This window comes from Moraxella sp. VT-16-12, assembly GCF_002224245.2.
In the GTDB taxonomy this organism is placed as follows: Bacteria; Pseudomonadota; Gammaproteobacteria; order Pseudomonadales; family Moraxellaceae; genus Moraxella.
This window is the reverse complement of sequence record NZ_NKHK02000001.1, coordinates 320,951-334,390: the sequence shown is the minus strand read 5'-3', so window position 1 is coordinate 334,390 and position 13,440 is coordinate 320,951. Positions and strand designations below refer to the sequence as shown.

Annotated in this window: 17 protein-coding genes; 14 read left to right on the top strand and 3 right to left on the bottom strand. The window is 43.0% G+C overall.

What is annotated here, in order from left to right:
* Positions 1-37 precede the first annotated feature (37 nt).
* Positions 38-289, top strand: coding sequence for a hypothetical protein (locus CEW93_RS01595; RefSeq protein WP_089539687.1), 252 nt, complete (start codon positions 38-40; stop codon positions 287-289).
* A 139-nt stretch (positions 290-428) separates the two neighbouring features.
* Here the strand turns inward: CEW93_RS01595 and CEW93_RS01590 are convergent, their stop codons facing one another.
* Positions 429-659 (bottom strand): helix-turn-helix transcriptional regulator, encoded by a 231-nt coding sequence (locus tag CEW93_RS01590; protein WP_089539686.1) that lies wholly within the window; start codon positions 657-659, stop codon positions 429-431.
* 95 nt (positions 660-754) lie between these two features.
* On the opposite strand from CEW93_RS01590, the gene CEW93_RS01585 reads away from it, so the two are divergent.
* The 3 genes from CEW93_RS01585 to CEW93_RS01575 all read left to right on the top strand — a co-directional run bounded on the left by CEW93_RS01585 (position 755) and on the right by CEW93_RS01575 (position 3,361).
* Positions 755-1,312, top strand: a complete 558-nt coding sequence (locus CEW93_RS01585; protein ID WP_089539685.1) for a hypothetical protein — start codon at positions 755-757, stop codon at positions 1,310-1,312.
* A gap of 93 nt (positions 1,313-1,405) precedes the next feature.
* Positions 1,406-2,497: a redox-regulated ATPase YchF gene (gene ychF, locus CEW93_RS01580; RefSeq protein WP_089539684.1), complete on the top strand. Its 1,092-nt coding sequence runs from the start codon at positions 1,406-1,408 to the stop codon at positions 2,495-2,497.
* Positions 2,498-2,890: 393 nt separating this feature from the next.
* On the top strand, positions 2,891-3,361 hold the full coding sequence (locus CEW93_RS01575; RefSeq protein ID WP_089539682.1) for a hypothetical protein: 471 nt from the start codon (positions 2,891-2,893) through the stop codon (positions 3,359-3,361).
* Between the two features lie 113 nt (positions 3,362-3,474).
* Here CEW93_RS01575 and CEW93_RS01570 read toward each other — a convergent pair whose 3' ends face one another.
* Both CEW93_RS01570 and guaB read right to left on the bottom strand, forming a co-directional pair.
* Positions 3,475-3,684, bottom strand: coding sequence for a hypothetical protein (locus tag CEW93_RS01570; RefSeq protein ID WP_089539681.1), 210 nt, complete (start codon positions 3,682-3,684; stop codon positions 3,475-3,477).
* A gap of 221 nt (positions 3,685-3,905) precedes the next feature.
* Positions 3,906-5,372 carry an IMP dehydrogenase gene (gene guaB / locus CEW93_RS01565; protein ID WP_089539680.1) on the bottom strand — a complete coding sequence of 489 codons (1,467 nt, stop codon included), beginning with the start codon at positions 5,370-5,372 and terminating at the stop codon, positions 3,906-3,908.
* Between the two features lie 256 nt (positions 5,373-5,628).
* Between guaB and CEW93_RS01560 the strand changes: the two genes are divergently transcribed.
* The 10 genes from CEW93_RS01560 (at position 5,629) to dapD (ending at position 13,435) form a co-directional block, all read left to right on the top strand.
* Positions 5,629-6,081, top strand: coding sequence for an isoprenylcysteine carboxylmethyltransferase family protein (locus CEW93_RS01560; RefSeq protein ID WP_089539679.1), 453 nt, complete (start codon positions 5,629-5,631; stop codon positions 6,079-6,081).
* Positions 6,082-6,370: 289 nt separating this feature from the next.
* Entirely contained in the window at positions 6,371-6,667 is a 297-nt protein-coding gene (locus CEW93_RS01555; RefSeq protein WP_089539678.1) for a helix-turn-helix transcriptional regulator, read from the top strand.
* 22 nt (positions 6,668-6,689) lie between these two features.
* Positions 6,690-7,217: a rhodanese family protein gene (locus tag CEW93_RS01550; protein WP_089539677.1), complete on the top strand. Its 528-nt coding sequence runs from the start codon at positions 6,690-6,692 to the stop codon at positions 7,215-7,217.
* A gap of 8 nt (positions 7,218-7,225) precedes the next feature.
* The gene (locus tag CEW93_RS01545) at positions 7,226-7,408 is read left to right on the top strand and encodes a DUF2892 domain-containing protein (RefSeq protein ID WP_089539676.1); all 183 of its coding nucleotides are present in this window, start codon (positions 7,226-7,228) and stop codon (positions 7,406-7,408) included.
* A 350-nt stretch (positions 7,409-7,758) separates the two neighbouring features.
* Positions 7,759-8,757 (top strand): class 1 fructose-bisphosphatase, encoded by a 999-nt coding sequence (locus tag CEW93_RS01540; RefSeq protein WP_089539675.1) that lies wholly within the window; start codon positions 7,759-7,761, stop codon positions 8,755-8,757.
* 104 nt (positions 8,758-8,861) lie between these two features.
* Positions 8,862-9,434, top strand: a complete 573-nt coding sequence (locus tag CEW93_RS01535; protein ID WP_089539674.1) for a hypothetical protein — start codon at positions 8,862-8,864, stop codon at positions 9,432-9,434.
* Entirely contained in the window at positions 9,431-10,207 is a 777-nt protein-coding gene (locus CEW93_RS01530; protein WP_089539673.1) for an RNA methyltransferase, read from the top strand. Before CEW93_RS01535 ends, CEW93_RS01530 begins: the two co-directional genes overlap by 4 nt.
* A 252-nt stretch (positions 10,208-10,459) precedes the next feature.
* Complete coding sequence (gene lipA / locus CEW93_RS01525) at positions 10,460-11,524, top strand: lipoyl synthase (RefSeq protein WP_089539672.1); 1,065 nt, start codon at positions 10,460-10,462, stop codon at positions 11,522-11,524.
* Positions 11,525-11,607: 83 nt separating this feature from the next.
* Positions 11,608-12,540 (top strand): alpha/beta fold hydrolase, encoded by a 933-nt coding sequence (locus CEW93_RS01520; protein ID WP_089539671.1) that lies wholly within the window; start codon positions 11,608-11,610, stop codon positions 12,538-12,540.
* 76 nt (positions 12,541-12,616) lie between these two features.
* Entirely contained in the window at positions 12,617-13,435 is an 819-nt protein-coding gene (dapD, locus tag CEW93_RS01515; protein ID WP_089539670.1) for a 2,3,4,5-tetrahydropyridine-2,6-dicarboxylate N-succinyltransferase, read from the top strand.
* The last annotated feature ends 5 nt before the right edge of the window (positions 13,436-13,440 follow it).

Here is a 13,440-nt window from a genome sequence, read left to right as displayed (position 1 = left end):
CAAAATAAACAACCATTCACCATCCGTCATATCTGCCATGAAAAAATCTGCCATCGCTCTTTGTATTGCCACCCTATTGACTCACGTTAGTCATGCTAATCCTGTGCATTATCCCATTGCTCATTTTTCAGACGATTATCATGCAATGATTGAAGCAGATGGCGACACACACAAAATCCACATCTACAAAAAAGGGCAAAGCCAGCCCATCATCAGTCAAGACAGCAAGCTTAGCGACTATGATTTAATACCCTACCTACCTAATCACCGAGCAAAATTTGAGTCTTAGAATCACCCAAAACGGCAAACACACCTTTTTGGCAGGCGATAAAAACAGCCAAATTGGCAGTTTAAAAGCGGTATTTGATGCCATACACCGCCCTAAGTAGTTCAAATAAGATAAAAAATTTGACAAAATAATGTATGTTTTAAGTGGAGATGGTGAGCAATATTTCACTTGGCGAGACACCCACAGTCTCGCATAAAATAACAAATTCCAATACATCTAATTTTCTATCCCTAGCTTCAATTTTTGCAATATAAGATTGGGGTTTATTAAGTTTTTGTGCTAATTGTAGCTGGGTCAGTTTAGCTCGCTTACGCTCCCGTATTAAACAAGCAATCAAAATCTGATAACGGTCATGATAAATCGTTTTCATAACAGACAAGCTATTTTAGATAAATTGCTTGCTAGTATTATCCTAAAATAGTATAATCCCATTTTAGGATTTTTTTGACCAAATTAAGGTGCTTTATGAAAACAAAAATGATGATTTTACTCATTCTATTGCCATTAACAGCTTGTACCACCATGATGACACCGCAACAACACCAAGCTTTTGCCAGAGATTTGGCTGTGCTTAAATCTTGTGATGAAGCTGGGCTAATATCCCCAGAACTAGTGGCACAAGCTATGCACCTTTATCGTTCTCGTCTACAAAACTATAAGTACGATGAAAACATCATGAATAAATATTTTGAAAATTACGAAAAACAAATACATCAAGACTTAAAAAATTCAAATCTATGTCGCTCTTATTCATCTTATGTACATAGTGAAATTTTAGACAGACAACAAGCCCTAAGAAATACACAAGAATTCACCCAAGCACTATCCAATTTTGCCAATACCTATGCCAACAGCATGTATCAACAAGCCCAAATGTACAATAATGCAACACAAAGCATGATGTATCAAACACCGACAATCACACCCATTCAACCTGCTTACTCTATACAGCCACCACAAATCAAAACCACCTGTATGAATGTTGGTAATGGTATGTATAATTGCACAAGCAAACCTAGATAACCAGTCAATATACCAAACTTTGGCAATATCACTTAAAATCAACCAGCAAATTTGCTATAATGGTATATTTTATATATTGTTAAGGTAATCATCATGGGCTTTAATTGTGGTATCGTAGGCTTACCCAACGTTGGCAAATCCACCCTGTTTAACGCACTTACCAAAGCAGGCATTGCCGCTGAAAATTTCCCCTTTTGCACCAAAGACCCCAACACAGGCATTGTGCCTGTGCCTGACCCACGTCTAAAACAGCTTGCCGCCATTGTCAAACCTGAGCGAGTGATTCCCACCAGCATGGAGTTTGTGGACATTGCAGGACTTGTGGCAGGGGCAAGCAAAGGCGAAGGCATGGGCAATCAGTTTTTGGCAAATATTCGTGAAACGGACGCCATCGCTCATGTGGTACGCTGTTTTGATGATGACAATGTGATTCATGTGGACGGACGAGTAAACCCCCTATCTGACATTGAAACCATCAATACCGAGCTTGCCCTAGCTGACCTAGAAGCGGTGAGCCGAGCCATCACCAACTTATCCAAAAAAGCCAAAGGTGGCGACAAAGACGCCCAAGCGTGCTTGGCGGTCTTTCAAAAAATTGAGCCGTTTTTGGCAGATGGCAAACCTGCTCGCATGGCAAACTTAGATCGCGATGAGAAAAAACTCATCAAAAGCTATGGGCTGATTACCCTAAAACCTGTGATGTACATCGCCAACGTGTCAGAAGATGGCTTTGATAATAATCCCTACCTAGACCAAGTGCGTGAATTTGCCAAGGGCGAAAACGCCATTGTTGTGCCACTTTGCAATCAAATTGAAGCTGAAATCGCTCAGCTAGACGAAGAAGAAAAGGCAGAGTTTTTGGAAGGCTTGGGGTTAAGTGAAGCGGGGCTTGACCGTGTGATAAGAGCAGGCTATGAGCTGCTTAACTTACAAACCTACTTTACCGCAGGGGTCAAAGAAGTGCGAGCATGGACCGTACCTGTTGGAGCGACCGCACCAGAGGCGGCAGGGGTGATTCATACCGACTTTGAACGAGGCTTTATTCGTGCTGAGGTCATCGCTTTTGATGATTTTATTGAATATGGCGGTGAAAAAGGAGCGGCAGCGGCGGGCAAAAACCGCTTAGAAGGCAAGACCTACATCGTAGCAGACGGCGATGTCATGCATTTTCGCTTTAATGTGTGATTGACATGTAAATAACACCAATGAAAAAGCCAACACCTTAATCGCCAAACGGTTTTGGCTTTTTTAGACAGTTACCACACCGCCAAATATCACCGCCCACATAATAAAACCCCCAGCCATAAGCGGTATGACATTAATAAGCACTACCACGCTCATCAAAATGATTCTCTTGATGTCTTTTGAACAAACAGCATCCCACCAATAATACAGAGTAAATGGTAACAACACCAAAAAAACCCCAATAAAAAACATCACAAGATATATCATTTGTTATTTGCCCTTATCAGAAAATTTAATACAAGATTAGCAAGGTAAAAAGTAAAAATCTATTTTATTGTCGTATTTTTTGTTATAATATATCTTTTATCTTAATAAATCCAACGGATAACACCCATGAAAAAAATTCTATTGCCCACACTTATTGCCACTTTGATGCTAAGTGCCTGTAACAAACCTGCTGACACTCCCAGCGAGGCAAAGACTGACACACCTGTTACCACGCCCCAAACTAATAACACACCCACACCACCAGAACAACACGCCCAAGACCATGACCACGATGACAAACATGGCCATAGCCATGATGCTCACGACCACAGCCATGACCATACAGGCGACAAATACCAATGTGGCGATAAAACTGTACACATTATGGTGCATGAACACGAAGGCGAAACAGAAGCTCAACTGACCGCCGATAACGTACAGTATGACTTAGCTGAAGATGTGCAAACCAAAGGGCGTTTTACCACTGATGACAGTCTTAACGGTGATGATAAAGGCATGGCACTTACCCTAAATGGCGATACCGCCAAAATTACCACCTTAGATGATAAAGTCATTTTAGATTGCAAAAAAAGTTAACCTTAAAATACCAATCCCCCAGTTATGGGGGATTTTTTTGCAGATAATTTTTACATCATCATCGCTCATCAAATATCCGACCTTTTTAACAATTTCACCCCCTTAAAGCATTTTTATTTAATGTTTCTTAAAATCAATGTCTCATCATCAGTCTCATTATTAGGGACATCATCATAACTTTGGATTTGTGCGGTCATGTTGGCGATTTTTTCATCTGCCATTTTATTAACGACCCAAAAAACAATAAAAATCCCTACCGCCACCCATAAAATCGGTACAAACCACGCCACAGCAATCAGCAATAATAATATCAATAACAACATCATCATCTCCTTTGTCATTTGATATGATTTTGTACAGCATGACAATCATATTTTGTCAAGACTTATTGCCATAAAATTTGCAAATAATATGCCTTGATATTCAATGATGGATAATTTCGTTTGCTTATTAAGCATTTGTAACAAATCATCACAAAAGCACAGATTAAGTGCATAAAAAAGCTCACCAAGTAGGTGAGCTTTTGGTGCGTGATGGGTAAACCTTAGTTTTGGCGGTAGTTTGGGGCTTCTTTGGTAATCTGCACATCATGAACGTGCGACTCTTTCATGCCTGCTGAGGTTACTTTGACAAACTCAGTCTTGGTACGCATCTCATCAATGGTGCGACAGCCTGTATAGCCCATGCTAGAACGCAAACCGCCCACAAGCTGACCAATGATACCATTAACCGAACCTTTATAAGGCACACGCCCTTCTATCCCTTCTGGCACAAGTTTTTCTACGCCGTCTTTGGCATCTTGAAAATAACGGTCAGATGAGCCATTTTGTCCACTCATCGCCCCAAGCGACCCCATACCACGATATGCTTTATAATAACGCCCTTGATAAAGCTCCATATCGCCCGGAGCTTCTTCTGTACCCGCCAAAAGACTGCCCACCATGATACAGCTTGCCCCTGCTGATAGTGCTTTGGCAATGTCGCCACTAAAACGAATGCCCCCATCAGCAATGAGCGGAATACGCTCTTGTAAGGCACTTGCCACATTATCAATGGCACTAATCTGTGGCACACCAATGCCTGCAATGATACGGGTGGTACAAATAGAACCTGGTCCAATGCCCACTTTAACAGCGTCCGCTCCTGCGTCCATGAGTGCCAAAGCAGCATCGCCTGTGGCAATATTACCACCGATGACCTGTACATTAAAGTTTTTCTTAATCCAGTTTACTCGCTCAATCACCCCACGAGAATGACCGTGTGCTGTATCCACAATAATCACGTCCACGCCTGCATTGACCAAGGCTTCTACACGTTCTGGCGTGTCCGCTCCTGTGCCAACCGCCGCACCCACTCTTAGGCGACCTTGGCTGTCTTTGCAAGCATTTGGGTTATTTTCTGCTTTGGTAAAATCATTGACCGTAATCAACCCTTTAAGACGAAACGCATCATCAATCACCACAACCTTTTCAATGCGGTGTTCGTGCAAAAGCTTTTTGATGTTTTCAGTGGTCTCACCTTCTTTGACAGTAACCAGCTTATCCTTTGGTGTCATCACACGGCTGACAGGTTGGTCAAGATTGGTCTCAAAACGCAAATCACGGTGCGTAACAATCCCCACAACTTGACGGTTTTCATCCACCACTGGCACACCTGAAATGTGGTGTTCTTTGGTCAAACGCAGTAGCTCACCCACCGTTGCATCTGGGCCAACCGTAATGGGGTCGGCCACCGTGCCTGCTTCAAATTTTTTGACATGACGCACACGGCTTGCCTGACGCTCTATGGTCATGTTTTTGTGCAAAATCCCCATGCCACCAAGCTGAGCCATAGAAATCGCCATTTTAGCTTCGGTAACGGTATCCATCGCTGCTGAGATGATGGGAATATTTAGGTTAATGCCTGTGCTTAGGCGGGTGTGCAGGTTGGTGTCTTTTGGCAAAACTTCTGAATAAGCTGGCAAAAGTAGCACATCATCAAAAGTCAATGCGTCATATTTTATGCGTAACATGGTCGCCCCTTTGTCTTGGCAAAATTGAGTATAAAAAAACCGAAAAAGGCTAAGCAGTCATCTGCCTAGCCTTTATTGATATAAAATTTTATGGTAGTGTGTCAAAATAACACCGCTTACTGTCTAAAATTAGCGGCGTATTCTAACAAATCAAAAAAAATATTGCAAGCACTTTTAATTTTTAGCAAACCACTCCCACATTGTTTTTATGGCTGATGTGTGCGATGATATTTAAAGCAACCACCTAGGAGTAGCCATGAGATTAGCGTTAAAAATCCCACCACCCATCATTCTTGCCATCGCTGCCGTGGTGATGAGTTTGCTGGCAAAGCTTTTGCCAGTTGGCTTGTTAAACGCACCGTTTTGGCTACCGATATTGGTGGCATTGGCAGGTATTTATATTGCGATTTTGGGCGTGCAAGAGTTTCGCCGTGCCAAAACCACACTCAATCCCCTATCTCCCAATCAAACCAACCAAATCGTTCAAAGTGGCATTTTTACCAAAACACGCAATCCGATGTATCTGGGCATGGCATTGGTGCTGTGTGCATGGGCATTATGGCTTGGGGCAGTCATCACTTGGCTTGGCGTGGTGCTGTTTGTGGCTTATATCACTTATTTTCAGATTATCCCCGAAGAGCAAATTTTAAGCAAAAAATTCGGTGATGACTTTGTGGCGTATTGCCAAAAGGTTCGGCGGTGGCTATAACAACACCAAATCAAACACACAAATGCCGCCAACAAAGTTTTAACCCCATCAAACACACCTGCTTTATTGTGAATAATAGCTTAATTTTTAAGCAAAATTAACCTTCATCAAATAAATCACTCAAAAAAATCCCTTGCATTCAAGCAACTTACTCTTATAATACCCCATCAATTCATTTTCCTAATAATTTATTTATTGATAATCAATAAGTTATAGAAAATCTGCCTGACAGTCAGATTTTTTGATTGACTTTTATATTAGAAAATACTAAATTAGAGATACCTAAACTATGACACAGCCAACCTTAGAACAGCAAGCCAAACAAGCGTCCGAGTTTTTGCGAACGTTGGGTAACACACACCGCCTATTGGTGCTTTGCCTATTGATAGAGCATGGCGAGATGAGCGTGGGGCAGATTTTAGAGCATACCACACTGAGCCAGTCTGCTTTATCACAACATTTGGCAAAAATGCGAGATGAAGGCTTAATCAGCTATCGCAGACAATCACAGACATTATACTACACCTTATGCGATGACAAAGTGGCTCGTATCATCATGGTTTTAAAAGATATTTTTTGTCCATAAAAAGCCATTTAGAGAAAACCGCATGAATATCATCAAACTAAGCCCCCAAGAGACTGCTGATAAACTTGCACAAGGGGCGACACTGATTGACATTCGTAGTCCTGATGAATTTGCACGTTCACACATTCAAGGAGCAACGTGTGTGCCTGCCGAAAGTTTGAGCGACACTCACCCTGCCATTGTTGGCAAAGATGTGGTCATTTTCCACTGCCTATCAGGCATGAGAACCGCCCAAAATGCCAATAAAATCACCGCTTGTACATCAAATTGCACCGCTTATGTCTTAGATGGTGGTTTAAACGCTTGGAAAAAAGCAGGCTTGCCCATCCATACAGACCACACAAAACCCATCAGTATCATGCGTCAAGTACAGATTGTGGCAGGTTCTTTTGTGGTGCTGGGTGTGGTGTTGGGCGTATCAGTATCGCCTTGGTTTTTGGCATTGAGTGCCTTTGTGGGCACGGGACTGATGTTTGCAGGCTTGACAGGATTTTGTGGCATGGCAAAACTGCTCGCTCTTTTACCATATAATCGTACACTAAACTCATAGGAGCATATATGAAAAGCAATCTTGGCAATATTGACCGCATTTTACGCTTTGTGGTTGGGGCGTTGCTTGTGGTACTGGCATTGATGGGCGTGATTGGCGTGTGGGGATATTTGGGCGTGATATTTGTCATCACAGCATTCATCAACTTCTGCCCAATTTACCGCTTGTTGAACATCTCAACCAAAAAATAAGCAACCATCATTTAGGCTACCAATACCCCAACACCCAATAAACCATCGCACTAGCTCATCGCCACTATCTAAAACATCGTGGGGAATTTGCCAGTAGTGCATGGTTTTGGGTGTATTTTAACCACATAAGTAAACGGCACGCTCCCTATTTGGGCGAATATTTGTTGTGTTTAACCTTGCACGCTCTTGTCATGCTTGACATGATTGTTGCTTTACCACAACCACTCCTAATATAAATGTTTGCTTAAACCATTCACCAATTTGATACCCTCATTAAAAAATAAAATAACACTCACACCATCACCCATTTCATGATAAAATGATTCATTTTAATATTTATTAGGAAAATCATGACCACGCTTGCCCAATATCTACAAACCCACGCCACCGCCGAGCTTGCCAGCACCATCACCACCCTTGCCACCGCCAGCGTTTCCATTAGTCATCTTTTGGACAAAGGGGCATTGGCAGGCATTCATGGCGAAGCAGGTGGCGAAAATATCCAAGGCGAAGCGCAAAAAAAACTTGATGTCATCTCCAATGATTTACTTTTAAATGCCCTAATCCACAACCCTTATTGTGCAGGGGTCGCCAGCGAAGAGCTAGAATACATCAGCCCTGCCAACGCCGATGGCACCCTACTGGTTACCTTTGACCCGCTAGATGGCTCATCAAATATTGACATCAATATGACTGTTGGCACGATTTTTTCTATTTTACCCCACCCCAATGTTGGTCAAACTGCCAGCGAAGCTGACTTTTTACAAAAAGGTCAAAATCAGCTGTCAGCAGGTTATTTTATCTATGGCACGTCCACCATGCTCACGCTCACTTTGGGGCAAGGCGTGGCAATGTTTAGCTTTGACCCTTTGACCCAAACTTACATCCTAATTAACGACAACGTCAAAATCAGCGAACAAACAGGCGAATACGCCATCAACGCTTCCAACGAACGCTACTGGCTAAACCCCATCAAACAATACATCAGTGAGCTGGTTGCAGGCGATTTGGGCGTACGCAACAAAGACTATAATATGAGATGGGTGGCGGCGATGATTGCTGATGTGCATCGCATTTTGATTCGTGGTGGGGTGTTTATGTACCCATTTGACACCAAAATCGCAGGCAAAGCAGGCAAACTGCGTTTGATGTATGAAGCCAACCCTATGAGCTTTGTGATGGAGCAAGCAGGCGGAGCAAGCACTGATGGTGTAGAACGTATTTTGGACATACAGCCTGTCGCCATTCATCAGCGTATCCCTGTGGTGCTAGGAGCAAAAGAAGAAGTTGAATATGTCAAGGCTTTGCACGCCAAAGCAAAAATCAAGGCAGACGGCACGCCAGTTTGATAATACCAAACCTAAACATCATAACAACAACGCTCAATCTATTTAAGTGGGGCGTTGGTTGGCTTATCACTACAAACCAGCCATCAAATGTTACATCAAACGCTATGATGATAAAAGACATCATCAGCCTAAATCCCCATCAGTACGATATTGCCATCACTGCAAGTTACTATACGCTTGGACTGATGAGCAATGAATGTATGACCACCTTTACTCATCGGCTGATGGAGCGTGGTTATTATGATGACATCATGCTAGATATCATTGATGATGACCCTTTGTATCCCAACAACCAAATTGCTGAGCTATCGCCTATTTTATATGACAAACTTGGCTTTTATTTATTGTCATGGACAGAAAGTTGCTATCTTTACACCTTGGATGCTTTACTGCCCCTGCTAAGTTTACCGCCCAATGTTGATAAACTTTCACAATACTATGTCAATGATAAATTTGGCTTATATGGATATGGAGATGAAGAAACATTCGCCCAAGATGTGCTTGACAGAATTTATCAGCTAAGTTATGAACTAGAATGGCTTGATATGGAAAACCCACAAAATTTACTGCAAACAAAAAACCAATTATTATATGAATTTATACAAGACTGCCACATTTGGCTAAACAAACACCAAACGACTTTTAACGCAATTTTTCAGCGATTTACCCAGTTATGACCGTTATCACCTCCCCTACCAATCCCACCATCAAACACGTATCAGCCCTACTTACCCATCACCGTACTCGCAAAAAAAGCGGGCAAACGGTCATAGAAGGCGTGCATTTGTTAGACGCTTATTTTAAGCAAGGGCTAAGTGCTCATAAACTCTTAGTCAGCCAAAGTGCCGTCAGCCATCATGAAGTATTGCCTTTACTTAATCATACTAGCCACAAGGACGTTCTTGTCATTGCTGACACGCTCTACAAACAAATCCGCACCCTAGGTGATGGTGTGGACGTGATGGCAGTCATTGACATACCTTGCCCGACACTTAGCACCCTCAGCACAGATTGTCTGATACTAGACGGCATTCAAGACGCTGGTAATGTTGGCACACTGTTACGCACCGCCAGTGCCGTAGGCATCACCACCGTCATCACCACCCCCAACACCACTCATCTGTGGTCGCCCAAGGTATTGCGTGCAGGCATGGGGGCAAATTTTGCCTTAGACATTTATGAGCAAATCCCCCATAATGACATTTTAGACAAGGTAAAAACGCCACTGTATGCCACCAGTAGCCACACGGATAAAGTAATTTATGACCATGATTTGACACGCCCTGTGGCATGGGTGCTAGGGCATGAAGGACAAGGCGTATCTGATGTTTTTTTAAACAACGCCATACCCATCACTCTACCCCAACCCAATGGGCAAGAAAGCCTAAATGTCGGCGTGGCAGGAAGTGTGTGTTTTTATGAGATGTTGAGACAAAGAAGATATGCTTAATTATGCCATTTATTTTAATTGTTAGATGGTTTGATTTTAATAACCACAAATATAGAAAATGTCAAATCATCATGACACTAAGTATGCTCATCATAGTTTAAATATAAACACAGCCATCATTAGGCCTGTTATGATTAAAAATCAACCTTTCATCACATCACCACTCATTCGCTTTTTATCTAAAAATCATGTAAAATATCCCCATTTAAATTTAGCAATCAACATTAAAAATCTAAAATAACAAGGCACATCATGACCGTCCAAACCTATACTCCCACCGCTCGCCCTGCACCCAAAAAAGCCATACAAGGCGAAAAGTTGCGTGGCTATGACAAGGTGGCTCGCATTCCCATTAAGGTAATCCCAACCGTAGAAACCCCAAAAAAGCCTGACTGGATTCGTGTCAAACTGTCTAGCCCTGCCGAAGTAGAACGCATCAAAGGTACACTTCGCAAACAAAAACTCTATACCGTCTGCGAAGAAGCCGCCTGCCCCAACCTGCCCCAATGTTTTGGCGATGGCACAGCAACTTTTATGATTATGGGTGATATTTGTACGCGTCGTTGCCCCTTTTGTGAAGTGGCACACGGACGCCCCAACCCCTTAGATGTGGATGAGCCACGCCATACCGCCGAGACCATTTTAGGGCTTGGGCTAAAATATGCAGTCATCACCAGTGTGGATAGAGATGATTTAAAAGATGGTGGAGCAAATCACTTTGCCGATGTCATCAATGAGTCCAAAAAGTTAAGCCCAAACTGCTTGATTGAAATCTTAGTCCCGGATTTTCGTGGGCGTGAACAACTGGCACTAGATATTTTGACCAACACCGCCCCTGATGTCTTTAATCACAACATTGAAACTGTGCCACGTCTGTACAAAGCCTTTCGCCCCGGCTCTGACTATCAGCACTCCTTAAACCTACTCAAAGACTACAAAGCTCGCCGTCCTGATGTGGCGACCAAATGTGGCTTTATGGTGGGACTTGGCGAGACCGAAGAAGAAGTGTACGCCCTACTTGACGACCTAAAAGCTCATGACGTGGATATTGTTACCATCGGTCAATACCTTGCTCCAAGCAAAAGCCACGCCCCTGTGGAGCGTTATGTACATCCTGATGAATTTGCTCGCTATACCAAATATGGCAAAAAATTGGGCTTTTTTAATATTTGGGCAAATCCGATGGTGCGTTCTAGCTACTTTGCCGACCGCCAATATTATGGCGAAGACTGTCCACCACCTGTCCGCTCTGCCAAAGCCCTTGCCGCTGAAAAGCTAGAAAGAGCAGAAAAAGGCGAGAAAGCGGGGTGTTTTTAACCATTTAAACATATAGGGCGAAAAATCATCGCCCTTTTATGTTATTTCTTTTATGTTGTTTAAAGTGTCCAATATAAGCAATTATGACCCAAATTATCCTATCCTCCAACCAAGTTCATCGCCTGCACCACACTTTTTTTGTTCCCAAAGGCGATATTAAAGCGACTTTACTTATCGTGCATGGCATGAGCGAACACAGTGGGCGTTATGCTGATTTTGCTAAGTTTTTAGCAGATAATGGCATTTTGGTTGCCACCTATGACCAGCTAGGACATGGCAAAACTGTCAAAGATAAATATGAATTGGGGTTTTTTGATGAAAAACACCCCGTCCAAGCCCTGTGTAAAGATGTCATCATCATGGCAGACAAACTCAAAGAAAAATCTCACACACTGGGTGCGAGTGTGCCCCATTTTATCATGGGACATTCCATGGGGTCATTTTTGGTGCGTACAGTACTCACCCATCATGCCACCAGTTTTGCTGGGGCGATATTAATGGGAACGGCTAACAGCTTTGGGCTATTAAACCATCTGTCTTTAACCGCACTAAGCGTGATGAATCGCCTTAATCCCAAACGCCCCAACCTAAGCTTTGCTACCTTGTTAAATCACTACCTACTCACTCAACTTCGCTCGCCCATCAGTGCGTCCCCCTTTGCGTGGCTGTCTGAAAATACCGAAAACATCAAAACCTTTGAAGCTGACCCTTTATGTGGATTTGCATTTAGCAATAACGGTTTTGTTACCCTGCACGCACTCATCAAAAAAGCCACATCAAACTCATGGTATAATCACGCACCCAAAGATTTTCAAATTTTGTTGGTGAGTGGCAAAGACGACCCTGTTGGACACATGGGGCAGGATATTGATGAGCTTTACGACACACTCATCAAAGCAGGCAAGCCCACCCAAGCCCTGCTCTATCCTAACATGCGACATGAGCCATTACATGAAAGCCATAAAAACAAAGTGTATCACGACATACTAAATTGGCTTAATCATACAATTAAATAAACCAACTATAAACAATGCGGTCATTTGTGATAAAATATCACCATTTAGTTCATTTCATCACGTTATAGGAAACTTTATGTCTTTACAAAACATCATTGAACAAGCCTTTGAAAATCGTGCCAACTTTGGAGCAAGCGATTGCCCAAGCGACATTCGCTCAGCAGTAGACGAAGTGCTTGGCAAATTGGATGATGGCTCATTGCGTGTTGCCGAAAAAATTGACGGTCAATGGGTGGTACATCAATGGGTCAAAAAAGCAGTGCTCTTATCCTTTAAAATCAATGACAACAAGCCGATTGAGTCATGCGACCTAAGATTTTTTGATAAAGTAGAGACCAAATTTACCGACTGGTCAGAAGATGACTTTAAAAATGCTGGTGTGCGTGTCGTTCCCCCTGCGGTGGCTCGCAAAGGCTCGTTTATCGCCAAAAATGTGGTACTCATGCCATCTTATACCAACATTGGTGCCTATGTGGACGAAGGCACAATGGTGGACACTTGGGCGACCGTTGGCTCATGTGCTCAAATCGGCAAAAACGTTCACCTATCAGGGGGCGTGGGTATTGGTGGCGTGTTAGAACCCCTACAAGCCAATCCCACCATCATTGAAGACAACTGCTTTATTGGAGCCAGAAGCGAAATCGTAGAAGGCGTTATCGTTGAAGAAGGCTCGGTCATCTCAATGGGCGTGTATATCGGCCAGTCCACTCGCATTTATGACCGAGAAACGGGTGAAATCCACTATGGGCGTGTGCCAGCAGGCTCAGTGGTTGTACCGGGCAGCTTGCCTAGCAAAGATGGCACACACAGCCTATATGCCGCCATCATTGTCAAAAAAGTAGATGCCCAAACTCGTGCCAAAACCAGTTTAAATGAACTGCTTAGAGATGATTAACACAT